Here is a 23743-nt window from a genome sequence, read left to right as displayed (position 1 = left end):
GGCGCCGGCGTCTGCACCAGCATCGATCCGGTACGAAAGAAGAGGGGCCGCCGGCGTTTCCCGCCGGCGGCCCTTTTCATGTCATCCGCCGAAGAGGCCGCGGAACAGCGAGCGGTCGCTGGCCCGGCCGCCGGGCGCCGGGCCCTCCAGCACCGCATCGGGCGGCAGCTGGTCGGGGCTGACCGCGATCGCAGGTCCCTCGAGCACGGCATCGGGCGGCAGCTGGTTGCGGCCGACCGTGCGCGGCGGGCCGATGTCGGCCGGCGGGCGCATGCGCGCCGGCTCGCCGTAGCCGTATTCCGGCGGCGGGCCGCCGTACTCGTCGTCGCCGTAGGGATCCTGCCCTCGCGCCGGCGGCCGGCGGGCGTATTCGGGTTCGGCCGGCAGGTCGCGATAGCCCGGCGTCGAGCGGTACTGCGGCTCGTCCTGCGGCTCGCCGCGCGGGCTCCGCTCGGCATAGCCGTCCTGGCCGGGCACGACGCTGCCGGGCGCAGCCGCCGGCGGCAGTTCGCCCGTCGCCTGCTGCGGCGCCTCCCCCTCGAAGCCGGGGCCCGGCAGCTCGTTGCTCTCGTAGACCGGATTGCCGTCGGCGTCGTAGCCGATGATGCGGTCGCCGTAGCCGGACGCCATCGGCTGGTTGCCGGGTTCGCCGATCCGGTAGTCGCCCGGCAGGGGCATGGCCGGCAGGCCCTCGTGCGCGGCGGTCATGAACGCCTTCCAGGCGTCCGCCGGCAGCGAGCCGCCCGTCACCTGGCGCATCGGCTTGCCGTTGTCGTTGCCGAGCCAGACGCCGGTGGTGAGGTTGGCCGTGAAGCCGACGAACCAGGCGTCCTTGAAGTCCTGCGTGGTGCCGCTCTTGCCGGCCGCCTGCCAGCCCTTCAGCGCCGCGCGTCGGCCGGTGCCCGAGGTGATGACCCGTGTCATCATCGCGTTCATCATGCCGACGATGTCGGAGGTGACGATCACCGGCGGCACCGCGTCGTCGCGCTGGTAGAGCACCTTGCCGGACACCGTCGTCACCTTGTTCACGAGGTGCGGCGTCGCCTGGTAGCCGCCGTTGGCGAAGGTCGCATAGGCGCCGGTGAGCTCCAGAAGCGAGACTTCCGACGTGCCGAGCGCCAGCGAGGCGTTGTCGACGAGCGGCGACTGGATGCCCATCCGCTGGGCCGTCTCGATCACGGCGGCGGGTCCGACCTGCGCGGTGAGCTGGGCGGCGATGGTGTTGAGCGAACGCATCAGCGCGTCCGCCACCGTCACCGGGCCGCGGAAGCGGTTGTCGTAGTTGGAGGGCGACCAGTTGCCGATCTTGACCGGTCCGTCGTTCATTACCGTCTCCGGCCGCACGCCGTATTCCAGCGCCGTCTCGTAGACGAAGGGCTTGAAGGCCGAGCCCGGCTGGCGCTTGGCGTCCACCGCGCGGTTGAACTGCGAGGCGGCGTAGTCGCGCCCGCCGACGATGGCGCGGATCGCGCCGGTGCCGTCGATCGAGACGAGCGCCCCTTGCGTCACGTTCTGCGTCGCGCGGTCGATCGTTCCGGCGATCGCCTTCTGGGCTTCCTTCTCCAGCGTGAGGTCGATCGTGGTGTCGACCACGACGTCCTCCTTGATCTCGCCGCCGACGAGAAGCGGCAGGTCGCGCATCACCATGTCGGCCGCGTAGTGCTCGGGACCGGTCCAGAAGCTTTTCGCCTTGGTGGGCTTGGAGGCGAGCGCGTCGTCGAACTCCGCCTTGGTGATCTTGCCTTCCTCGAGCATGGCCTGCAGCACCACCCCGGCGCGCGCGCGCGCCGCCTCCGGGTCGCGCGCCGGCGACAGGCGCGAGGGTGCCTTCAGGAGGCCGGCGAGCGTCGCCGACTCGATGAGGTTGAGCTCGTCCGCGTTCTTGTCGAAGTAGCGCCGCGCGGCCGCCTGGATGCCGGTCGCGCCGGAGCCGAAGTAGACGCGGTTGAGGTACATCTCCAGGATCTGGTCTTTGGAGAACTTGGTCTCCAGCCAGAGCGAGAGGATCGCCTCCTGGATCTTGCGCTGGAGGGTCTGGTCCGGCGTCAGGAAGATGTTCTTGGCGAGCTGCTGCGTCAGTGTCGAGCCGCCCTGCACGGTGTCGCCGGCCGCCAGATTCTCGGAAAAGGCGCGCAGGATGCCGACCGGGTCGACGCCCCAGTGCGAGTAGAAGCGCCGGTCCTCGATCGCCATCACGGCCTGCGGCACGTAGGGGCTGATGCGGTCGAGCGCGACCGCCTCGCCGCCCGTGGTGCCGCGGTCGGCGAGAAGGTCGCCCGAGACCGAGACGATCTTCACGTTGGGCGGGCGGTCCGGGATCGCCCAGGCCTCCTGCGGCAGCTTGATCGCGAAGTAGCCGATCAGCGCGAGCCCGGCGATGCCGCCCCAGAAGACGAGAAGGAAGGAGAGGCGGACGAGGTGCCCGAGGAAGGAGCGCCGACGCCTCGGCCGGCTGCCGAAGAAGCCGCGCCCGCCCTCGTCGTTGCCGCCGCCGCCGGACCCGCCGCCCGCGCCGCGACGCCCGCCGCGACCGCCGGAGCCGAGATCCTTGACCCGGCGCGCGGCTTCGCCGTCGATCTGGCGGCCGCGCGACGGGCGGCCCGTGCTGGCGACGGCCCGGTCGTCGGGCGAGATGCGGATCTCGTCCTCGCCACCGCCCGATCCGCCGAAGCTCGGCTCGATTCGCTCGCCCTTGCGCCTCGCGGCCATCGCGACTGTCCCCTCGTCTTGACCGGCGCCGTTGGAGGCCGATTGTCTGCAATCCGTGGGGCCCAGCGCCTGAACGCGCGCTGAATTCGTCGAAGCCGCCGGCACGGGTGCGCGCGGCCTGTCCCCACGGGTGGCCGTGCAGAGTAAATACGGCGATTTAACGGGGCGTTAACCGAGGCTGACGGGCCGTTAAGGGGCTGCGTCACCCCCGATCGCGGCCACGAAAAACCCGCCCGGACGGCCGGGCGGGCGGCAAGGCGCGACGGGGCGCTGTGATCAGAACAGGTCGATCGAGAAGCGCTTGGACAGGCCGAACCCGGCGAAGAACTGGTCTTCCGAGCCGACCTTGACGATCGGCGAGTCGGCGGCGTCGCCGACCATGCGCTCGTAGGCGGCGTTGGCGTTGAGGAACCAGTCGGGGCGGAACTCGTAGCGCGCCGAGGCCGCCGCGCCGACCGACTTGAAGCCGCCGTCCGCGTCATAGGCGGCAAGGCGCCCGCCGGACGCGATCGATTCCAGCGGCCGCACCGAGAAGTAGGTGCTCATGTAGTTCGAGTCGGCGAAGGTCGTGCGCGGCCCGAGCTTGAACTCCCACTGCTCGGTCGGGCGCGAGATGAAGTCGATGCCGGCGCCGCCGACGAAGCCCTCGCCCTCGTTGAACGCGTAGCGCGCCTCGCCGTACACCTCGACGTTGAGCGTGTCGTAGACCGGGAACTCGTAGCCGGCGCGAAGCCCGAGCTGGTAGCTGCGGTCGAGCGCCAGTGTGCCGTTCAGCTCCGGGTAGTCGTCGGCGCTGCGCTTGTCGATGAAGCGGAACGAGGGGCCGATGCGAAGGCCGCCCTGCTTCTCCTCGGGCGAGCCGATGTCGAAGAGGCCGGGAATGTTGAGATACTGCAGCGAGACGATCGGATAGCCGGAGATGTCGTAGTCGCTGGCGCCCTCGTAGGCCGGCTGCGTCGAGATCCCGACGCCGAGCTCGATGATGAGGTCGGCATTGTTGACGATCGCGACCTCGCTCGTGTCGACGGTCTCGTAGTCGGCGGCAAGCGCCGGCCCGGCGGAGAGAACGGTGGCGGCGAGGAGACCGGCGAGGAGGCGATACGTCATGATGGGAACTCCGGCGGCGCAACGGGCGCCCTTGGCCGACATCTTTCGCACCGAAGGGGCGGTTTCAATCGTTCGCCTTGCGATCTCGCGACTTCCCGGAGGTGTCGTGGCGCGGGCGCCACATGACACAAACGCGTGAACCCCGGATTCAATCGATATCAACGGGATGGCGCGATTGCGGCCGGTCGCCCGCCCGTTCATCCTCCCGCGCGCCCCGACGGGCGCCAAGGGAGGTTGCATGAAGACTTTGACCGCCATCGCCGGAGCCGTCGCGCTCCTCGCCGCCACGACGCTGGGCGCTGCCGCGCAGGACTATCCGAACAAGCCGGTGACGCTGGTCGTGCCGTTCGCGGCCGGCGGCTCGACCGATCTCGTCGCACGCACCATCGCGCAGAAGATGAGCGAGACGCTTGGCCAGCAGGTGCTCGTCGACAACAAGGGCGGGGCCGGCGGCAATCTCGGCGCAACCTTCGTCAGCCAGGCCCAGCCCGACGGCTACACGATCCTGATGGGCACGATTGCCACGCACGCCCTCTCGGCCTCGCTCTACGCCAAGCCGCCCTTCGATCCGATCGCCGACTTCACGCCGATCGTCTGGCTGGTGACGGTCCCGAACGTGCTGACGGTCAACAAGGACTACCCCGCCAAGACGGTGCAGGAACTGATTGCGCGGCTGAAGGAGAAGCCCGGAGAGGAGGTCTATTCCTCGTCCGGCAACGGCACGCCGCTGCATCTCTCCGGCGAGCTCTTCAAGTCGATGACCGGCACCGACATGGTGCACGTGCCCTACCAGGGCTCGGGGCCGGCACTGGTGGACGCGGTGTCGGGCGCGGTTCCGATCAACTTCGACAACCTGCCGTCCTCGACCGAGTTCATCCGCTCGGGCGCGCTCCGGGCGCTGGCCGTGACCACCAAGGAGCGGGCCGCCAACTTCCCCGATATTCCGACGATGGAGGAGGCGGGCGTGCCGGGCTACGAGACCAACACCTGGAACGCGTTCTTCGGACCGAAGGGCCTGCCGCCGGAGGTGGTGGCGACGCTCAACAAGGCCGCCAACGAGGCGATCCAGGACGAGACCGTCAAGGCGCGGCTCGCCGAGGTCGGGGCGACGACGGTCGGCGGCACGCCGGAGGAACTCGCCGTCCACGTCAAGGACGAGATCGCCCGCTGGAAGCCCGTCATCGAAGCGGCCGGCGCCAAGATCGAGTAAGAGGACGGCTCAAGGTCCAACCCGGACCTGGGGAGGGCGACGCGGTTCGCCCTTTCCCTTCCATCATCGAGTGTTCCCATGTCCCTGACGCTCCACGGCATCCGCAACTGCGACACGGTCAAGAAGGCGCGGGCCTTTCTCGACACCCGCGGGGTCGAGCACCGCTTCCGCGACTTCAAGGCCGATGCGCCGGGCGAAGCCGAGTTGCGGCGATGGTGCGCGGCGGCCGGCTGGGAGACGCTTCTCAACCGCGCCGGCACGACCTTTCGCAAGCTGCCGGAGGCCGAGCGCGCCGACATGACGGAGGCGAAGGCCATCGCCCTGATGCTTGCCCATCCCAGCCTCATCAAGCGGCCGGTCGCCGAACGGGGCGAGACGATCCTCGTCGGCTTCACGCCGGAGCGCTACGTCGGCGTCTTCGGCTGAGCCGGAGGCCTCGGCCGTCAGCCTGGCGCGTCACGATTTATAAACTCAGCACCTCCGAAAACCCCTGCGATTTCAAAGGGGCTGATCGGTTCACATCAGAGATGACTCAGTTTTTCCACGCAGAACCGTTACTCACTTCTCCGAACGCCGAAACCGCCCCTTTCACCGCAGCGATTGCGATCGCGATGACAGGGATCGAAGTCGGTTCGATCTCCGGTCGTCCATAGGTAGCGAGCGGCACCTCAGTCGGCGGCTGCTAGTTCCTGCTCGTCGCGGGACCGGTTGTCATTCAACCGCGCCAGTCTTGCGCAGAGGACGGGCTTTCTGATGCGGAGCTGGAAGTCGGCTTGTCGTAGAAATTACGTGCTTGAAAGACGACCGGACTGGCCCGTGCCGAAGAAACTATCTGGTGCCGTGCGGCTGGCCATCACTTGAAGAAGGGGAGGAGCTCACGGTCGATGGTGCGGAAGAAGCGCTCGATGACCGGCCGGCCGTTCGGCTGGTCGACGGTGCCGACCCCCTGCTCGGGACCAAGCTCAGGGCGAGCGCTCCGCTCAGTCGTGTCGGCGTTCTCGGAGCTGTCGATAGGGCCGGCGATGTGGTCGGGGAACACGTGTCTTTCCTTTGTCGCGCTCCAACTCTTGGGCGCATGCCTCCTTCGGAGCCGTTAACACAGGGAAGAGCGTTCTACCGAACCAGGGCTTCTTTTTCTATTTGTCGCAGATTTCCGTCCGGGACAGCTTCGCGGCCACATGAGGTGCCTCCTGTGTCGCGATCGAGCCGTCATTGAAGCGACCGGACGCGAAAGGCAGGTTAGGCAAGTGGCTGGCTAAGCTCCGAGGGGAAACTGTTGCTGCTCCGCAAACTTGGTCGCCCGCGAGGCGGGTTCGCAACTCCCTATCCGAACGCGCACGCTTGGGCCTGGGTGATCTAAAGCCGAGGTCTGTGCGCAGAAGGAGCGCTGGATGCCGTTCGTGACCGGCGGCAACGTGAAGGGGACGTGGTCAGGAACAGTTATCGGACGCTCAGGTTCGCAAATTTGCGTGGTTGCTGGCCGAACGCATGCCGCCGGCGTCCGGTTCGGTCCGCGAGGCATCGGGTTTGAAGTGGTCGCCCGCGTAACCGGGCAGCGCTTGCTCCGGATCGGAGAACTTTTCCGATGGATCGCTCCGTGGAGGCTCAGCCCTCGTCTCTCCCGAAAAATTCCTGTCCACAGACTTGCGCCCGCCCCCAACCCGGGGAACCATTTTTGCAGTGATCGAAGTCGCGAGGAGCCTCACGTGTCGAACAGACGAACCCGACTGCACAAGATAACGGTGGATGAAGAGACGAGGGAAGCCATGTTCGCAACCAGAGAGACCTACCTGGCGGCAGGGCGCGACGACCCTTGGGTCGGTGTCGCTAGGATCTTGGAGGAGCGGCTGGGCCTTGACCTGACCGATCCCGCGAACGCGGACATCGACATCATCGTCAACGATGTGGACTTCAGCTATCTGGCGCCGGATCCGGAGACCGGAACCTACACGACCATCTCGTCCTTGCTCGCGATCTACGAAAACGTGCCGCCCGACTGGGCTACCTGGACATGCCAGATTCCGTCCCGCCTGGGCAATCTGGCGTGGACGATCGGGAGCCTGATGAGATCGATCGGCTGGAAGGAGCGCTTCCCGGTATCGATGACGGCTTAGCCGCCAAGGCGTCGCGACCCGACCCAACCGCAGCGCCGACCCGCCCGGTCAGTCAGCGCGTGACCGGAACGGCATGGCCGTCCGACTGCTTGGCTGCGCGCTGCCATTCGAAACCCAACCCCCCTGCCGCGGCGAAGAGCGGGCAATCCGGTTCGCGTCGAATGTTCTTGGACCATCATCGGTTCGAGGCGGGAAGGCGCGCATCAAAACATGACCACATGGGAGGAAAAATTGGCAGAGAAGCGGGTCCGCATTCCAATGACGGGGGTTGCCGCTCGGCGGGGTGTTACCGTCGATGACGGCCTGTCGTGGCAGGCGCGACAGGAACTGGCATTGAAGAAACTGGAGAGCCGCGTGACGGACGTAATTAAGACGACGGAGGAGCTTCGGCGAGCGGTTCACGAGAAGGCGCGGGGCCACCGACTGGATGTACGTGAACTGGCCATGCTCCATGAGACACGTTCGCTGTCCGACAAGATGCGCATCAGCGATTCGATGCCGTACTTCGCGATCAGAGAGATCGTCGACGAGACGTTGCGGTCGGAACGCAACCCGCAAGTCGTGTTGACCTTGGCAGGCGGATTGATCCTGACCCAGCTCTTCGTACCGATGAATGCCCCTTTCGGGCTCGACGACGAGCTCTGGCGTATCGCCAAGAACCTAACGAAGGTCTATGGTGGAAGGGTAGATGTCGAACCGGCGCCGGCGACGGCATCCGGCTATGGCATTCTCACCGCGTACAGGATGCCTTCGTTCGTCTACCTTCCAGGGGACTGGCCGCTCGTCCAACGGTTCGGCGTCGAATGCGGCAAGTATCGGCAGTCATGTGGAGCAATGGCCGCCTGACGCGCCACGCAGCGAGTGAACCGACCATGAGGCTCAATCGCTCCGACGTCTCCGCAGCGGCTCGCGAGCACTCAAGCGGTACCATGCCCGGAGTGTATGGCAGCGATCAGTCGCATAGGGCTCGGAATCCAGTCGGATGCTGACCGACCGCGGGCCATCGCCGTACGAGCCAGCCCTCCACCTCGGAGCGGCGGTAGTAGTAGGCCGAAACGACTGAGTGGTCGAACGCCGGACGGATGCCATCGGCCTCCAAGAGCGACCGCTGCTTCCTCGGGTCGAGCCCTGTCTGCTTGGCGAGTTCGCCCAATCCGGCGTACCGCAGCCGAAAGGTGTCAATTGACGCTTTGGGGACCATCGTTCCGGGACGGCGGCCCACCATTCTCGTCCCCGTCACGCCTTCCAGGGCGCCAAGGCGAAGAAGCCCGGTTATGGTTGTGCTTCGGACCCGCAACTCCCGTTCAGCCTCCCGACGGGACATCTGACCGTCGTTCGACAACCGAACGAGGCCCAGGACCTCCTTGGGATCGACAAGGACCGACTGGTAGCCCACGGCACCGGAGCGGACGCCGACGCGCTTCAGTCGTCCCTCAAGCAGGAGCCGCACGATCGGGGCGTTGCCGCAACGGACGCGCCGAGCTGCCGCCTGAATGTCGGCAAGCGAGGGGTCGTCGCGGAACTCTGGCTTGGCGGCTCGCAGTAGCGAGGCAACGAAGGCGTCGAGATCCTCGCGCCTGAAGACGTACGAATTCAGGACGTCCGTGCCGCCTTTGATCCAGGGGCGGAGCAGGCCGCCGTCGAGCAACGAGCGCCGAAGCTGTATCGGCAAGCCGACGTAATCCGCCGTCTGGTCGAGGTTGAGGCCATTCGCAAGCGTTTCGAGGAACGGGGCAGCGGCGCGCGCGTCGAACGTGGTCCGGTCATCTGACGAGGCCACCATCGAGGCGTCGACGTAACCGTTCGTCACGAGAAGCTTCCTGAGCTTCCTGACGTGGATGCCGTATTCCGCCGATGCCGAGGTGATCGAGTGGATCCGGCGCGTCTGTACCTTCCGTCCGAACAGTGTGTCTCCCGGCCCTAAGGGCAGCGTGTCGACGGAATGACGAGAGAGGATGTCGCGCAGCGGGTCATAGACTGGATCGCGGTCGCGATGCGCCAGCCACAGCCAAAGTTGCCCGAACAGCGAGACGGGTGCCCAGTTCCGCTTCCCGGCCCGGAAGCGCCCGACGGTCCGGTCCAACAGTTCGCGGATCGACGCCTCACCCCTCGACGCGATCTCGAACCCGTTAGCCTCGCATTCCCACAATCGGTCGCCGCCGAGGCCCGCGATCGCCACGTCGGGGCCGTGGACGTCCGTCGCTCCGAGGTAGGTGCATACGTAGGCCACAGCGTAAAGCGGGAATCGGTCGAGCCACGTCCCGTTGTGCGCGGAGCCTTCGAGGCGCGATAGCACATAGGATTCGAAGGTCGATTGAGTCCTTCGGGGGATGCCTCTCGCCAGTCCGTCCAGAGCGGGAAGCGCGGCCGCCAGCACGCGCGACGTGTCCTGCTTTCGCTTCGCCCCGACCGGATCGAGATGGATAAGGGCCATGCCATGCCTCGCGCACGTCCGCATGGGGAGTATGCACCATTCGCTTCTCCGGTGCGGGCGTGCCTCCATCCGATGGCTGAGGCGGTCAACGTCCTCCTGGAGGCAGGCGGGGCAGACCCTAACTCGGTCGCGCGACAGCAGACGCCTCGAAATTTGGTTGCCCTTATGGAGGTAATGGCGGGAACGCTCAGTGCGGGCGAACCCCTCGCGGACGAGGGCCTCCGCGTCCGTCGATCCGAGAGCCGCGAGCCGTCCCACGATCTCTGGATCACCATTGGCGACCCGCTGTAGATCGAGACGGAAGTCACCGGCGAAAAGCCGTAGGTCGTCGCGTCCATTCCTGACGGCAAGGCGGGAGAGGTAGTCGACGGGGGATTCTCGTTCGCCTTGGATGAGCGGGAAGGGCAGTCGGTTCACCATGGGCATGATTCCTGGGCGGTTCGGACGAGGCGTTTGTAACTCGCCCCGCCGCCGCGTTCAGATTGCATCGTTGTGCCCTGCCCCTGTCCGGGACGACGCGAAAATCCCGAGCGCTCGCACACCAAGCGTCCGATCCGATGAGCATCCAACCAACCCCGACGTGAAGGCACTGCTCGATGCGGCACGTGCCAGGGGGTGACGCCCGGCCGCGGCACGGGCGCTACCACGTGTCCTGAACCTGCCTGCCCGATCGGAATAATTTTCCCCGGGAGTGTGGGTGTCGTGGAGCGGCAGCGTGTCGTCGCAACGCGATCGGCCGGAAGCCGGCGCGGTTCAACCTCAACGACCTTTAGCCTTGTCGCGCAGAGGCGTGACCATGCAATCGTCGTCGCAGTCAAAACTACTCCGCCACCGATCGCCGCGCGGCCGTCACCCATCCACCTGCACGATCTTGACGTCCCCCTTCCTGTAGATGATCGCGCCGACGACCCGATGATCAGCGACAGGGGCAATGCGCCGGGCCGAAAGACGGCGCATCATTGCCCCCGTCGACGTCCTGGCGTCCCTGGCGAGCTCAACCAGCGTCACGTGATCACGTCTGAATCGCTCCAAGCTGTTGCGGCTCACCATTAGGCGCAGGACGCCGGTCACCGGATGCCGGATCCTCTCCCCTTCCAGCAGGCCGGCCCGGACAAGGTTGCGTACGACGTGCAGGGGAAGCCCGGTCGCATGCCTGACTTCCCTCGGATGCACCATGCCGTCCTCGCCAAGTCCAAATGCCTCGTGGATCTCGCTGACGTCTACCAAGACGGACGGAATGCCCCGGGCATCGGTGTCCCTGCCGACGCGGCAGAGACGGCCATCCAGCAGGAGGTTAGCGATCTTCGGCACGGACCGGCCCGAGCGTCGCGCCGCTTCCGCAAAGGGACGGAGATCGGCCACCGGCCTGTCCCCGGGAAGCACTTTTGCAAGCAGCCGATCGACGAACGCGTCGAGGTCCGCAGGCCGGAAGCGGTAGTGCTTGAAGCTGCTGCCGGCGCCGCCAAGGAACGGGACGACCAGCCCGGACCTGACCAGTTCATCGAGCGTCGATGGCGACACGCCCAGCCTGTTCGACGCCGCATCGAAGTCGAGCGCGCCCGCCAGGTCGGTCAGAAGGCCGGCATGGACGACGGCATCGAAGGTGACGAGATCGTCCGGCAGGGACGACGGGCCGATGACCGAGGCCGCGGCCAGGATGTTGCGCAGGGTCGTATGGTGGATGCCGGTTTCGACCGAAGCCGAGCGGACCGAATGGAGTCGCCGTACCTCCAAGGGTTTGCCAAACGGAGCGATGGCGTCGCTCGGTCCGATCGCAAGACGGTCGAGGCAAGCGTCGCGGACGAAGCCGCGGAAGGGAGCGAGGGCAGGGTCCGTGGCGGGATGGGCAAGCCAAAGGTAGAGGCGCCCAAGCAGCGCCTGGGGACCCCGCTGGCCACCCTTGCGGCCCGCAGACGAGAGCGCCGCGTCCAAGAGTTCGCGGATGCCTGCTTCACCTCGTTCCGCGAGGGCGAAGCCGACGGCCTGTCGTTCGGCGAGCCGCCTGTCCTCGATCCCGTGCATGGCAGCGTCCGGGCCGTCGAGAACGACGGCGCCCATTACCTCCGCGAGGCGGATGCAGGCGTGGACGGGCATCGTGTCGAGAATCGACGAAGCCGCGGTGTCGTTGCCGACCGGAATGCCGAGGCGACGCAGGAGGTGGAGTTCTAGGCCGCAGAGTTCACGGGCGACACGGCGTAGGCTCGGCGTTTCCGGGGCGTCTAGGGCCCGCGAGACGGCACGCGTGAAGTCGGAAGCCTTTGGGTCGGGCTGCGGGCCGAGATCGACGAGGGCGATCAGGTGGACATGACAGGCCCGGACGTCGCGCAGCAGCCATTCGCCTCGGCGCCAATGGCGCGAGGCTGGCCTGCCTTCGCCGGACGTCAGATCCATCTCAAGGCAAGCCGGGCACAGCCGCGCGCGCTGGCGAGTCACCATCGCGGAGTGGAACTCGCACCCGTAGAAGGTCACGCGGCGACCGCGCCCCGATCGGAAAGCCGCGGCTGCGACAGTCACTGGATCGGTGCGGCCGAGCGCCGCCGCTGCCTCAACGGCTTCCGGTTCTCCGCACGCCAGGGCGTGCAGACCGAGGCGGAAGTCTGTGCAGAACGTCCGGACCCCGTCGCGGCCGTTACGGAACGCGAGGCGGGACACGTAATCGAGTGGCGCCTCCCGCTCGCCGGGTGCCAAGCCGAAGACGACCCGGCGCATCAGTGTTTCCCCTCGGCGGGAGATGGCTTGCGTTGTTTCCGGCCGACCGGGTTGCCGTCGTCGTCGACGGGCTGCTCGTACAAGGCGATCTCGACGTCGATCTTGTCCCAGTCGTCGGCGAGGAAGACATTGAGACGGTCGGCGGTCTCGCCCGTGCGCGCCGAATAGGCGTCGGCGAAATGGTCCGCTGAGAGCTTGCGCTTGCCCGTCTGGAGGCATTCGAGGATTGCGTCCTGGACGAACTCGATCAGGATGCCGAACTGGTGCAACGCCGCGTGGAGCAGGCGGGCCGTGAACTCGTCCGACAGGACGGCGGAGCAGTCGAGGCGCGGACATGCCGAGCTAATCTCGCGAATCGTCCCCCGGACCGCCTCGGCGTGTTCGGGGAACCGCAAAGATTCGAACCTGACGTGGTGGATGCGGCGGTTGATCGACCTGTCGCCCTGGCAGAACCGGGCGAGTTCCGGCAGGCCCGACAGGATCAGCCACAGCGGCCAGTCGTTGTCCTGAAGCAGGCGCTTGAGGGTGTTCTCGACAGCCTGATGGACGGCGTGGTTCGAGATCTGGTCGCCGTGCTGGGCCTCGTCGATGTGGATAATGAAGATCTGGAGTTCCTTCATGAGGATGCGGATCATCGGCCAGACCTCGCCCTCGGGGATATCACGCTCGCCGAGGTAGCCGATCTTGCGCACGATCTCGTTGCCGAGGGCCTTGAGCGTGAAGGGGGAGGGCGCTACCACGGAGAGGAGGGGGCAGGCCTCGCCGACGACGCCGAAGTTCTCGAACTCTGGCCGCGACTCGAAGGCGTTCATTAGCGCGTGGCTCTTGCCGGCGCCCGCCTCGCCGGTGACGATCAGCACGCGTCCGGCGCGCTTGGAGGAGCGGCGCTGACGCATGCTGGCAAGGGCGTGCTCCATCTTGATCGAGTCCAGGAGGACCTGGATCTCGGTATTCAGGAGTTCGTCGTACTCCGTGCTCAGGACGACGGAGCGGACCCGCTGCATGGCGTCGAACAACGTCTTGCGCTCCGCCGTTTGGTTGTCGTCGATGGACGCCAGAAAGGCGCCCTCCTTTCCCGGTTTCGGCTTGTTCCAGGTTCTTGCCATGGTCAGGCCCCCTTCAGGAACTTGCCGCGTCCGAGGCCGCGGCGACGACCGGTCGCCTGTGGTCCGTCAGTCTCGGGACCGGCATCTGTCGCCGACGTGACGGCAGGCTGGGCCACGGGAGCGGCGTCGCGCCGGGCCACGAATTCCTCTGCGGCCTTCCGGCGGCGGGACGGCAGCTCAATGACGAACGCGTTGAAAAGCTTCTTCTCCGCCTTGCGGATCGTCTCGTCCGTCAGCGTCGTCGGGCCGATGCCGGCCGCCTTGGCGGCCTCATCACCCATGCGCTTCAGAGCGCGGAGCGCCTCGAGCACGATGCCTTCCCGGAGCTTCGCCTGCGCCGCGTACCTCGCGCGCAGTCCCTTGACGACCTCGATCCAGCGTTCTGCCGAAACCCCTTCGAACTCCTCCGATTCACATTCTGCCACGATCCAAGGCGAGCCTGCCTCGCGGGACCGGACCGAGATGGCACCGAGGTTCTCGAGGTCGGCCTTGATAATGACGTCGCCCTGGCCGATCTGCGCGCGCAGGAGTGCCAGCGCATAGGAGCGGTACCGCAGGCCCATGAAGCGGATGCCCTGGTTCCCGATCCGACGGCGATCCATGAAACCGAAGATCGCGCGCATCTGGTCGGGGGTCGGCGGCGAGCAGACGCCCTCCTCGTCGTTGCAACGTGCCCACGCGTCGTTGGGCGTCTCCCCGCCCAAGGCGGCATGGGGTTCGTTGTGGTACACGTCGACCACCCAGCGAATGAATGCGTCCGATAGGGTCTTCGCGAACAGGCTCGCCATCTTGCCGGACTCGTAGTCGCCGCGCTCGACGACGTTGGAGAACGTGCGCCCCGTGAAGAGGGGGAGGAACTGGATGTCGGCGGTCCGGAAGAACCGTTCCACGACCGGCCGCCCGTTCGGCTCGCCTGCGATGCCGATCTCATCCTCGGAACCGAGCTCGCGGCAGGCGTTCTGCATGATCGCGTTCGCGATCTCGGAACCGTTGTCGAAGGGGACGATCTCGGGCGTGCAGGCGTGGTCCCAAGTCGAGGAGCATCCGGCCGCGATGGCAATGTCGGTCTTGTCACGGCAGACCATCTCGAGGGTGCGCAAGGTGGTGGTCGTGTCGCCGTTCTGCGAGATCCGGATGCCGAGGACAACCTTCGTCGCCTGGCAGATGGAGAGGCAGAAATTCAGCCGGACGTTCCCCAGCTCGTCACGCCACTTTTCTTCGACGCCCGCCCAGAAGGATGCCGGCATCTCCTTGGTCATGAGGTGGGTGCGCCAGTTGTCGGTCGGTACCCGCTCGCCCGCCCGCGTCGCCAGTTCCTGGGGTCCGGAGACTTTCAGCGTTTTCTTGAGGGCGGCCTCTCCGTAGCGTGCGAGGATCTTCTCGCTCTTGGCGAGCTTCCGGATCGACCGTTCGAGCGTGCTGGGGGACGGCAGCTTCAACTCGGGCTGACCGTTGGCCTTGCGATCGTCGTTGAGGGTGCCGAAGTGTGCCTTCATCTGGTTGTAGACGGTCTTCATTGAGGGGCGGTTGGAGTCGAGGTACGACCGCGTGAACTGGCGCAGGAGGGCGAGGACGACCGGATCCTCGATGCGCGGCGTCCGGTTGCCCGACAGGGCGTGGCGCCGGTCCCGCAGGGCCAGCCGCTCCCCGTTTAGTTCCAGGAGGCGACGCCGGTAGCGGCGGAACGTTCCCGGGGTCGGCACGCGGGGGATGTCCTGCTCGAGGCCACGGCGCTTGGTTTGCGCCTGCCTGTTCGCTGTGAGTGCGGTGAAGATCTCCATGTATGCTTTGCCGATCGAGATCTTCAGTGCCTTATCGGTCAGGCTCGTTTCCTTGGCGATCCTCATTTCCTCAATGCGGTGGACGAGGCGGCGGTAAAACTCGATGTGTGCCGCTTGGTCGGCCGGGAGGGCGGTGCCGTCCTCGAGGTCCGGGTTGAGACGGCGGACGCGCTGCCAGGCCTCGTCGAAATGGCGCGGGTCGACCCTCACCTTGCCGGCATCCACCAACTCGCCGAAGTAGTCCTGCGTGAACGTCTGCTTGAGGTCCGGCATCTTGATGGGCTGGAGGACGATCACGTGCATGTCGCGGGACGCCTGTCGAAACTCGACAGGGCTGGGGTCGGAGACGGTGATGAGGGCGTGTTGGCCGTAGCCGTATTTCGTGGACGTCGACGAGCGGAATTTGGGCGGGAAGTAGTTCATGTATGCTCCTTGGTTGTTGCGGTAGGTTGCTTCGCGTTCACGTGGCCTTCGCGCGCGTGACGTAGGCTGCGTAGGAGATGCGGGCGTCCTGGTAGACCTCGGCTCCGTGGTCGCCGATCAGGCGGACCAGCGCGTTGAAGCCTGCTGCGCCCTTGCCCGTCTGCTTCACGACGTCCCGCACCGAGCTCCATCCGGGCAGGCATTCGACGACCGCGGCGACGGCGTTGTCGGCGTCCGCGTCGGGCATGCGACGGGCGCGCAGGATCAATCGCGCGTCGGCGACGTCATCGGGGTGTGCGTGTTGCTCAGTGAGGATCGTGTACTCGTCGGCGTAGGCGGCGCCGATCTGTTCCTTGATCGCGTCGTGCGCCGCACGCAGGCCGGTTCCCTCAACCTCCGACGCCGGTTTCACGTCGATCGCCCAGCGGTACCCGTCGGGTTCGACGAGGAAGGCGTCGAACGTGTGCTTCCTGTCTTTCCCGTTCGCGTCGCGGAACAATACCGTTGGGGGCTGTTCCCGGAAGCTGGCGTAGGCGACGGTCGCCATGAGGACGAGGAAGACGTTCCGTTCGAGGCGGCTTTCGTAGAGGATCACGCGGTGGTTGATCACGTTGATGATCGATCCGCGGTAGGAGACCTTCGAGCGGTTGTGGATCTTGCGTGTGGACTCGGAGGGCAGGATCGGCTGCCAAGGGGTGAGGCCTTGCCTCCGACTCACCCAGGTATGTGCGATCTCCTTTCGAAGGCAGGGCCGGACCCCTCCTTCGCGTTAGAGTTCGGACCGGTCTTTCGTTGGTCGCGCTTGGCGTCGTGCTTGCTCATGTCCGGCTCCTTGTCTCGCTTGATCCCGTCAGTTCCGGCGGCCGCCGCTCAAGCGGCCTCCTCACAGGAAGAAGCCGCCTTCGCCGCGCCGTGGCGCGCGGCGTCGACCAGGTCGCAGGGCAGTGCCCTCACGACGCGCAGGAAAGTAGAGAGGGAGGGAACGCGGAGATCAGGGTACTCCGGCAAGGCCTTGAAGCGTTCCACGAGTTGGCGATACAGGACCTTGACCGTCGGACGGGTCGGGCTGAGGTAGTTCGCTGCCGATTCGTGGGTCATCTTCGCAACGATGGGATCGAACGCATCAAGCGGATGAACGGTCGACGAGGCGGGGAAGGCGCGCCGTCCAGATGCGCCCATCCGGTAGCGAAGCATGCGCTCGCGCAGCGTATAGGGATTCGGAAGCACCAGCTTCGGACGGTGATCCTTCGTCGGCCCCTTGCCGATGCGCTCGAGATAGCGCACCTGCGCGTCCAAGAGCTGGGGCATGACAGCCTTCACCGAAGCGTTGCTGAAGCCCATCATCTGGTTGCCGAGGAGGCGGTCGGACGTTTGGCAGACCACCAGCCAGAGCGCGTCCGGACCGTCGTTGGGGACGGCGGGCTGGCGCGGCGGTTCGATGCGCAGCATCCCCTCCTCGTAGGTCTCGAGCAGCTCCTCGAACGAAAACAACTCGACGCGCGAGGGGACGTCCAGGCTGCGCAGGACGAAGTTGCCGTCGGGGGTGCGGTTCATGACGATGTAGGCGTTGCCGGCGATGGTCAGGATGTAGCCGGTGGCGATGCGGTGGGGGAACATGTGTCTCTCCTCTGTCCCAGTGGAACCCCGGCCCGGCGCCGCGCGACGTAACGGCGGAACCGGCATGGCGGGGGCATGCGCCGCACCGCGCGTTAGGTCGGGAAATCCCGGTTGCTGGGCGCCGTGCGTTTCACTCCGGTGCCGGACGGTCGTCCGGCGTTGAAGCTATATGCGCTGGGAGAGGGGGCGGGCGGCGGCGGCGCCGGAGAGGAGGGCAGGGGAGGCAGAACCGGAACGCTTCGTCATGTCAGTCTACCTCACTGTTCCTGGAACCGTTCGGGCTGGTTCGAGGGGGCACTGGCTGGATTGCCAGAATTGCCGGTCTTCCTTCGCTGAACCTCGGCCACTGGCAGATCCTCGGCGGGTCGTCGCCAACACTGCAGGAGCTTTGTTCGGTCAAATCGATGATGTTTCGTAAGCCGTTCCGATCTCGACTGCGAGACCAGCCGTCCACGGAACCATCAAGATTCTGGTTTACCTTTCAAGGGTTGCCGTCTTTTCTTTGGAACGCTGTTGGTTTTCCCACGGAGGGCTGCGTCGACGGCACCGGGGGCGGGGCGCGCGACACCATCATCTTCCGGTTGTTCGGTCGCCCCATAGATGCCGCGCTCAGCCTCTTCAGCCGGAGAGGAGGAAGTGCCATCTTCGGTGCGGCTACGTTGGCCGAGAGCCTTGAGCTCTTGGTCGAAGCCGTCAAGGCGGTATTCGATACCACCGATCACGATGCTGGGGTCTGATTTCTTGGACATGGTTCTATCCTCTCGCCTGTCTTCCGATGGGTCCCCCGGGCTCAGATGGCTAAGCGAGCCATGTGCCTGGTGAAGGTGCTCTCGATGCGTTCGGCACGATCCCGCTGTGACGGAAAATTGCCCGAAGCTGCGGTGACGCCGTTCGGCGTCAGGCGGCTATGCGGCGCGGAGCGAGGGCGGAGGAGGAGAGGTTGGCCAGCCCGTGAACGGGGACCGGGAGCGAGGCGGCTGCGATGGCGTTCATTCGACCTGCTCCTTCAGTTGGGACGCCTGAGGGGGCGTCCTGGTCGGCGTTGGGCGGGATTGCCCGGCGCCTGCATCGCTTGCGGCTCGGCCGCGGGGCGATCACGACGGCTTCGGGAGCCGATCGCAGAACCGACATAGATCGAATCGATCGATGTGCGTGAGCCCTTTGCCAGGATCCGCCGAGTCATTTTCCTCGCGAAGGCTTCGGATCCGTTTCAAGGTCCATCGAAAGATCGCCTAAATGCATTCTGTTTCGCTACAAGTCGTTGTTTTCCCTCGAATCAGGCCGCGAACCATGGTCCATGGCTCGCTTCGCGTGAACCCGTGGTCGCAACTAGTCTCCCGTGGGCGTCGTGGGAACGTCGGGGAGCGCGGACCAGTGGCGAGGGTGCTCCATCCCATCAGCGGGGACCCCGGGGCCGTGGTTCCGCGGCCACCGCCCACTCGCCCGAGCAAGGATTGAGGACGCCTGGGAGGGCGACGTGCTCGTGGATTCGTGCGAAGTCCCGTTCGTTCATCGTGACGACGACGGCGCCGGCCGCGATGGCCTGGGCCGCGATCGCGAGCTTCTCGCCGTTCGGCGGCTTGTGGGCGCCCGGCCGCGTCTCGAGGAAGCCCCGCAGCGCAGGGGTCGCATGCATCATGGCGCGGATGCGGACGGACATGGCGCAAGGCCTCAGGATCCGGAACCGCCCCGACAGGACGAACTCCTCGAGCCAGCCCTCGAGGCCGACCGCCTTGTCAGGGCTCTGCCTGCGCGCCAGTTCGGCGCCGTACTGGATCTCGAAGACCGTGGAATGGGCGATGGCGAGCGAACGGGGCGGTTGTCGCCCGATCCAGTCCAGGACTTCGGGAGTGGGCCGTGGGCGCCGGAGTTCGGAGACGACGTTGGTGTCGAGGATTTGGAGGGGCCCGCGGGACGTCATGCGGTAACCTCGACGCGGCGGACGGCGGGGCCGGCCGTAGTCGGCGCGGGGCGGTGCCTCCTCACGGGAGGCGTCCACGTCACGGTTCCGTCCCCGGCCGCGCGCAGCGTGCCCGGGAGAACGGCCATGGGCACACCGGTCAGCGTGCAGCAGCCCACCCAGCCGTCGGGGGTCCGCACAAGGGACCGCAGGCGGGCCCTGTCCGCGATCGTCCTCACGATCCCAGGGACTTCGTCCGTTAACGGCAATCCGCACGCCGCGATGTAAGCGGATCGGGCCGCGCCCCAAGCCGGAATGACGATGCGTCCGTCGCCGACCGCGGAGGTAACCTCCCTCTCGGTCCACACCTCAAACGTGGCGCCGACCGAGAGGCAATCAGCCTCGACGTGTCCCCGCCGGCCGTCCAAGCCGGGGTCCTCCCGCAGCACGGTGCGCCCAGCCGTCGACACGAAGGTGCGGGAGCCGTCCCGCCGCTCCACGAGAAGGTCCGGCGTGTACCTGCGGGTCCTTCCGTCGAAGCCGTCCATCCACGTGAAGGTGACCGGCGCGAACGCGAAGCCGACGACGTCGGGGTCGTCGGCGAAGACGGCGGCAAGGCGCCGGAGAAGGCCGAGCGGCTTCGTCGGAAGGTCCGCGTTAACGGGACCGGCTGCTTGGAGCCTGGCAGTTTCTGTCATGGCCGTCCTTTCTGGGCGGGGCGCATGCGACCGCGCTCCGCGCCGCCTGTCGGCGCGGCTGGGTCGACGCTGGAAGGGTGGGGGCATGTTCCCGAATGCCGCCGGGACGGCACGGGATCGGCGTCCGCGCGCGGTCGCCCGGGAGTTTGCGGTCGAGGGGTGTGATCGCGGGGGGGCGGGGGGCCGCGTCGGCGAGCAAGACGGGCGTCGACCCGCACGCCGCGATCGGGCATGGTGCGGCTAGGGCCGGAGTATGAATCCTACGGCGGCGAGACGGCGCGGTCGGGATCGGGCGCGAAGGCGGATTCGGAGTGTCAACATGGCGAGGCGAGTCCTACACGGTACAACGAAACTGCGCCCGCCGGGCTGGAGCGGCCCGGCGAAATGTTCTGTGGGCTCATGCTGCTGCGATTGACTGGAGCAAACATGGTGTTTGTCGAAGAGTCAACGGTGATTCTCGGAAAGGTTGATCCGTCGGAAGGCGGACGAGACGCCGCCGAGGCTTCCCATGGTTTCGACGGGATCGTCGTGCGCGGCGCGAGGGCCATGCTTGGCCTGTCGCAGGCGGCTCTCTGCGCCGCCGCCGGTTGCGGGCGCAACACCCTGAATGACTTCGAGAACGGGTCGCGGACCCCGGGGACGGGAAAGGTCGCGGACATCAAAGCCGCGCTTGAGGCGGCGGGCGCCGAGTTCGTCGAGGATTCCGCGCGCGGGATCGCCGTGCGCGTCGATCGTACCCGGGCCGCCGGACGCACGCCCCGGGCCCGCACGATTGGGGACGGGCGAGGATCCACCACGACGTAACCTCCGTACCCGGGGCGGCGCAGGTCACGGAGCCTTGGATCCTGTCTGATCTTCGCCGCGACCGGCCGTGTAGGGGAGCGGGTGGCCGCTCGCCTCGGCAGTTGTCGCGGTCCTGCGTTCGGTGCGTCGTCCTGGTTTCGACCGCCGATGGCGTTGGCTCTGGAAAGCTGTCACTCCTGCGGTCGACGATTTCCCCCGCATCCGGACCGAAGGAAGCCGATGGCATGCGCCCGTTTCAGTCCTTCGCCACCCTTGCCCTTGCGTTCGCCGCGGCGACGCCCGCCGTCGCCAACGACTCGACTGCATCCTTCGCGACGGGCGGCTTGGTGCTGACGAGGACGGACGCCATCGCGATGAAGTCGGAGGACCTGTCGGTTTCGGCGGACGCGATCCACGTCGCCTACGTCTTTCGCAACACGAGCGACAAGCCCGTCACGACCACGGTCGCCTTCCCCGTGCCGGACGTCACGGCGCTGCCCTACATCGACATCTCCATCCCGAACGACGACCCGGCGAACCCGCTTGGTTTCGAGACGCGCGTCGAGGGCAAGCCGGTCGCGATGGAGTTGGACCAGAAGGCGACGCTGGACGGTCGCAACGTGACGCCCCTCCTGTCAGGCCTCGGCGTTCCGCTGGCGCCACAGGACGAGGAGGCGGGCGACGCGCTCGACGCGCTGCCCCGGGCGAAGCAGGACGAACTGATCGCAGCCGGCCTCGCCGAACCGGGGGATCAAGAGGCCGCGGACAGCCGCGAGCGCAACCTCCGGGCCCTTTGGAGCTGGAGCGGCACCTACCACTGGGAACAGACCTTCGAGCCCGGTCGGGACCTGCATGTCGAGCATCGCTACACGCCGTCCGTCGGCAGCAGCGTCGCGACGGTCCTGGAAATGGAAGCCGACTACCCCGACGAGGTGAAGGAGATGCGGGAGCGCTACTGCGTCGACGACGCCTTCATGCGGGCCGTGAAGAAGCGCGGCGCCGAATGGCGGAAGCGCTACCCGGACTAGGGCTACGCCTTCTCCGAGCGGAGCTTCGAGTACGTCCTGACGACGGGGGCGAACTGGGCCGAGCCGATCGGCGACTTCAAGCTGACGGTGAACAAGGGCGCGCCCGAGAACCTCGTCTCGTTCTGTGCCGACGGCGTGAGGAAGACATCGCCGACGACGTTCGAGGTACGGCATGAATCCTTCGTCCCTAAGCGGGACCTTGCTGTCCTCATCCTGCCGCCCGTCGAACCGCCGCCAACGTGAACCGCATGCTCTTCCTGCACGGTTGGGGAATGCCCTCGCGCATTGAGCGGCTTGCTGTGTCCTGAAATTAGTGAACGGAACCGCGCATAGTTCGGCGGCGAAGAACTGTCTTGGCGAACCGGAACCATCGGGCGTGCCTTCGGCTCCAGCATCGCGACCCAGCGCTTCGGCCGCTTCAGGAAGCGCGCCGAGGCTGCGGTTCCAAGGCCGCAGGTCTCGTCCGACGTCGACGCAATGATGGCATGGCCAGTCGGATGACGGCCTCCGGGAAGCGAACGATAATTCCCCCTTACGGTCGCCGAACGCAAATCCCTGCCTTCATATCGCGTGTCAAACCCATTTGTATATCGACGGAGTAGAGATATGCGGTTCGGAGCCGTGTCGCGAGGAGCGGAGACCAAATGCTGGATCGACGTCAATTCATCCTCTCGACGCTGGCTCTCGCCAGTGCCTCGATCCCCGGACGCGCGTTCGCCGTCGGTGAGGCTGCCGCGGCCCCCCTGATCGTTGCCGACCAGAGCGAACTTCTGCGCAACCTGTTCGAGGCGAGCGGGGAGGCCGAGAAGCTCGCCTCGCCGGTAACGTTCCCGAACTTCGCGGGCGGCCCCGCCATCCTCGAGGCGATGCGCGCCGGCGCCCTCGACCTCGCCTATGTCGGCGACACGCCGCCGATCCAGGCGCGGGCTTCGGGCACGCTTCTGCCGATCGTCGCGACCTTCACGCGGCCGATCGCGGAATACCGCCTGACCAGCCGGCCGGGACTGGTCATTGAGAAGCTCTCCGAACTGAAGGGCAAGAAGGTCAGCTACGTCGAGGGTTCGGGACGTCAGGCCTTCCTGATCGAGGCGCTGAACCGGGCCGGCCTGAAGCTCGACGACGTCGAGCGCGTCAACCTGCGGGTCGCCGACCTGCCGGATGCCATCCGCACCGGGGCCGTCGACGTCGCGGTGCTGTCGGAGCCCTTCGTGACCCGCCTGACGAAGCAGGTCGGTGCCGCGCAGGTGCGTGATCCGGAGGAGCGTCGTCTCCTGCCGAGCACCAGCTACATCTACGCACGGCCCGAGGTGCTGGCAGACCCGGCCAAGGCAGCCGCGATCGGTCCGTTCCTCGCCGCCTTCGCGCGGGCGGGCACCTGGTCCAACGCGAACCGCGAGGCGTGGGGCGAGCACTACTACTCCGGCTTCCAGCGTCTTCCGCCGGAGGACACCGCGTCGATCCTCGCTGCCCAGGCCCCTGTCTCCTTCCAGACCTCGGCCGAGGCGATCCCGCACCACCAGCGGCTGATCGACATCCTATACCAGGCCGGGTCGCTTCCCGAGCGCTTCGACGCCGCCGGCTCCTTCGTCGACACGTTCGATCCGGTGATCGTAGCGAGCCGCTGACCAGACCCCTTTCGACCCGGAGGCATCCCATGTCCGACTTGGCGATCCGAACCGCGGCACATCATGCGCCACCGCGGAATGCGGCGGAGACCGTGTCCGTGCCTGCGGCTGCGTCAACGATTCGACGCTCCGGTCCGACCCGCAGGCTGACCCCGGCCCCTCTGCCGAAGGGTATGCGGCTCCTCGGCCCTATCCTCCTGCTCCTCGTGTGGGAGGCGGCGTCGCGGCTCGGCCTCATCTCGCCCTACACGCTCGCTGCCCCCTCAACGGCGCTGGTTACCGGCTACGCGCTGATCGCCGACGGGACGCTTCTGCCGCATCTCGCGGCCTCGGCCGCCCGCGCCTATTCGGGCCTCGCGCTCGGCGTGACGGCCGGCGTGATGCTGGCGCTCCTGTCCGGGCTGACCCGCAGCGGCGAAGCGCTGATCGACGGGCTCGTGCAGGTGAAGCGCGCCGTACCGACGCTGGCGCTTATCCCGCTCGCCATCATCTGGCTCGG

The 23743-nt window shown here is 66.8% G+C and carries 19 protein-coding genes and 1 pseudogene; 8 read left to right on the top strand and 12 right to left on the bottom strand.

All coding sequences use genetic code 11. The features are described from left to right. Positions 1 to 81 precede the first annotated feature (81 nt). Both QZ753_RS03500 and QZ753_RS03495 read right to left on the bottom strand, forming a co-directional pair. A complete protein-coding gene (locus tag QZ753_RS03500; protein WP_294641270.1) occupies positions 82 to 2709 on the bottom strand; it encodes a transglycosylase domain-containing protein in 2628 nt (875 codons plus the stop codon). A gap of 276 nt (positions 2710 to 2985) precedes the next feature. After that, positions 2986 to 3816: a MipA/OmpV family protein gene (locus QZ753_RS03495; RefSeq protein WP_294641268.1), complete on the bottom strand. Its 831-nt coding sequence runs from the start codon at positions 3814 to 3816 to the stop codon at positions 2986 to 2988. 238 nt (positions 3817 to 4054) lie between these two features. On the opposite strand from QZ753_RS03495, the gene QZ753_RS03490 reads away from it, so the two are divergent. Both QZ753_RS03490 and QZ753_RS03485 read left to right on the top strand, forming a co-directional pair. Next, positions 4055 to 5026, top strand: coding sequence for a tripartite tricarboxylate transporter substrate binding protein (locus QZ753_RS03490; RefSeq protein WP_294641265.1), 972 nt, complete (start codon positions 4055 to 4057; stop codon positions 5024 to 5026). Between the two features lie 78 nt (positions 5027 to 5104). Continuing rightward, complete coding sequence (locus tag QZ753_RS03485) at positions 5105 to 5452, top strand: arsenate reductase (RefSeq protein WP_294641263.1); 348 nt, start codon at positions 5105 to 5107, stop codon at positions 5450 to 5452. Positions 5453 to 5879: 427 nt separating this feature from the next. Here QZ753_RS03485 and QZ753_RS03480 read toward each other — a convergent pair whose 3' ends face one another. Beyond that, positions 5880 to 6065 carry a hypothetical protein gene (locus QZ753_RS03480; RefSeq protein WP_294641261.1) on the bottom strand — a complete coding sequence of 62 codons (186 nt, stop codon included), beginning with the start codon at positions 6063 to 6065 and terminating at the stop codon, positions 5880 to 5882. 727 nt (positions 6066 to 6792) lie between these two features. Between QZ753_RS03480 and QZ753_RS03475 the strand changes: the two genes are divergently transcribed. Continuing rightward, positions 6793 to 7140: a hypothetical protein gene (locus QZ753_RS03475; protein ID WP_294641260.1), complete on the top strand. Its 348-nt coding sequence runs from the start codon at positions 6793 to 6795 to the stop codon at positions 7138 to 7140. Positions 7141 to 7350: 210 nt separating this feature from the next. Beyond that, complete coding sequence (locus tag QZ753_RS03470) at positions 7351 to 7986, top strand: hypothetical protein (protein WP_294641259.1); 636 nt, start codon at positions 7351 to 7353, stop codon at positions 7984 to 7986. A 106-nt stretch (positions 7987 to 8092) separates the two neighbouring features. Here the strand turns inward: QZ753_RS03470 and QZ753_RS03465 are convergent, their stop codons facing one another. The 9 genes from QZ753_RS03465 to QZ753_RS03425 form a co-directional block, all read right to left on the bottom strand. Then, on the bottom strand, positions 8093 to 9994 hold the full coding sequence (locus tag QZ753_RS03465; RefSeq protein WP_294641257.1) for a TniQ family protein: 1902 nt from the start codon (positions 9992 to 9994) through the stop codon (positions 8093 to 8095). Positions 9995 to 10423: 429 nt separating this feature from the next. Beyond that, a complete protein-coding gene (locus tag QZ753_RS03460; RefSeq protein WP_294641255.1) occupies positions 10424 to 12283 on the bottom strand; it encodes a TniQ family protein in 1860 nt (619 codons plus the stop codon). Then, positions 12283 to 13389, bottom strand: coding sequence for an ATP-binding protein (locus tag QZ753_RS03455; RefSeq protein WP_294641253.1), 1107 nt, complete (start codon positions 13387 to 13389; stop codon positions 12283 to 12285). Before QZ753_RS03455 ends, QZ753_RS03460 begins: the two co-directional genes overlap by 1 nt. Positions 13390 to 13391: 2 nt before the next feature. Then, positions 13392 to 15593 carry a Mu transposase C-terminal domain-containing protein gene (locus QZ753_RS03450; RefSeq protein WP_294641252.1) on the bottom strand — a complete coding sequence of 734 codons (2202 nt, stop codon included), beginning with the start codon at positions 15591 to 15593 and terminating at the stop codon, positions 13392 to 13394. Between the two features lie 37 nt (positions 15594 to 15630). Beyond that, positions 15631 to 16311 carry a hypothetical protein gene (locus tag QZ753_RS03445; protein WP_294641250.1) on the bottom strand — a complete coding sequence of 227 codons (681 nt, stop codon included), beginning with the start codon at positions 16309 to 16311 and terminating at the stop codon, positions 15631 to 15633. Positions 16312 to 16463: 152 nt separating this feature from the next. Continuing rightward, on the bottom strand, positions 16464 to 17210 hold the full coding sequence (locus QZ753_RS03440; RefSeq protein WP_294641249.1) for a hypothetical protein: 747 nt from the start codon (positions 17208 to 17210) through the stop codon (positions 16464 to 16466). 461 nt (positions 17211 to 17671) lie between these two features. Beyond that, positions 17672 to 17959, bottom strand: coding sequence for a hypothetical protein (locus tag QZ753_RS03435; protein ID WP_294641248.1), 288 nt, complete (start codon positions 17957 to 17959; stop codon positions 17672 to 17674). A gap of 647 nt (positions 17960 to 18606) precedes the next feature. After that, positions 18607 to 19131, bottom strand: coding sequence for a hypothetical protein (locus QZ753_RS03430; protein ID WP_294641246.1), 525 nt, complete (start codon positions 19129 to 19131; stop codon positions 18607 to 18609). Next, positions 19128 to 19808 (bottom strand): hypothetical protein, encoded by a 681-nt coding sequence (locus QZ753_RS03425; protein WP_294641245.1) that lies wholly within the window; start codon positions 19806 to 19808, stop codon positions 19128 to 19130. The genes QZ753_RS03430 and QZ753_RS03425 overlap by 4 nt, the downstream gene beginning before the upstream one ends. 426 nt (positions 19809 to 20234) lie before the next feature. Here QZ753_RS03425 and QZ753_RS03420 point away from each other — a divergent pair, with 426 nt between their 5' ends. From QZ753_RS03420 to QZ753_RS03405, 4 genes and pseudogenes are all read left to right on the top strand, one after another. Next, complete coding sequence (locus tag QZ753_RS03420; protein WP_294641243.1) at positions 20235 to 20612, top strand: helix-turn-helix domain-containing protein; 378 nt, start codon at positions 20235 to 20237, stop codon at positions 20610 to 20612. A gap of 224 nt (positions 20613 to 20836) precedes the next feature. After that, positions 20837 to 21862 (top strand): annotated as a pseudogene (locus QZ753_RS03415) (DUF4424 domain-containing protein). Between the two features lie 401 nt (positions 21863 to 22263). Further along, on the top strand, positions 22264 to 23244 hold the full coding sequence (locus QZ753_RS03410; RefSeq protein ID WP_294641241.1) for an ABC transporter substrate-binding protein: 981 nt from the start codon (positions 22264 to 22266) through the stop codon (positions 23242 to 23244). Positions 23245 to 23417: 173 nt separating this feature from the next. Continuing rightward, positions 23418 to 23743: ABC transporter permease (locus QZ753_RS03405; protein ID WP_367171486.1), on the top strand; the 326-nt coding region annotated here is incomplete at its 3' end.

Origin of the sequence: uncultured Aureimonas sp. (assembly GCF_913775355.1) — a bacterium.
Taxonomy (GTDB): domain Bacteria; phylum Pseudomonadota; class Alphaproteobacteria; order Rhizobiales; family Rhizobiaceae; genus Aureimonas.
Note: the sequence above shows the minus strand (reverse complement) of the source record. Positions and strands in the feature narration are given on the sequence as shown.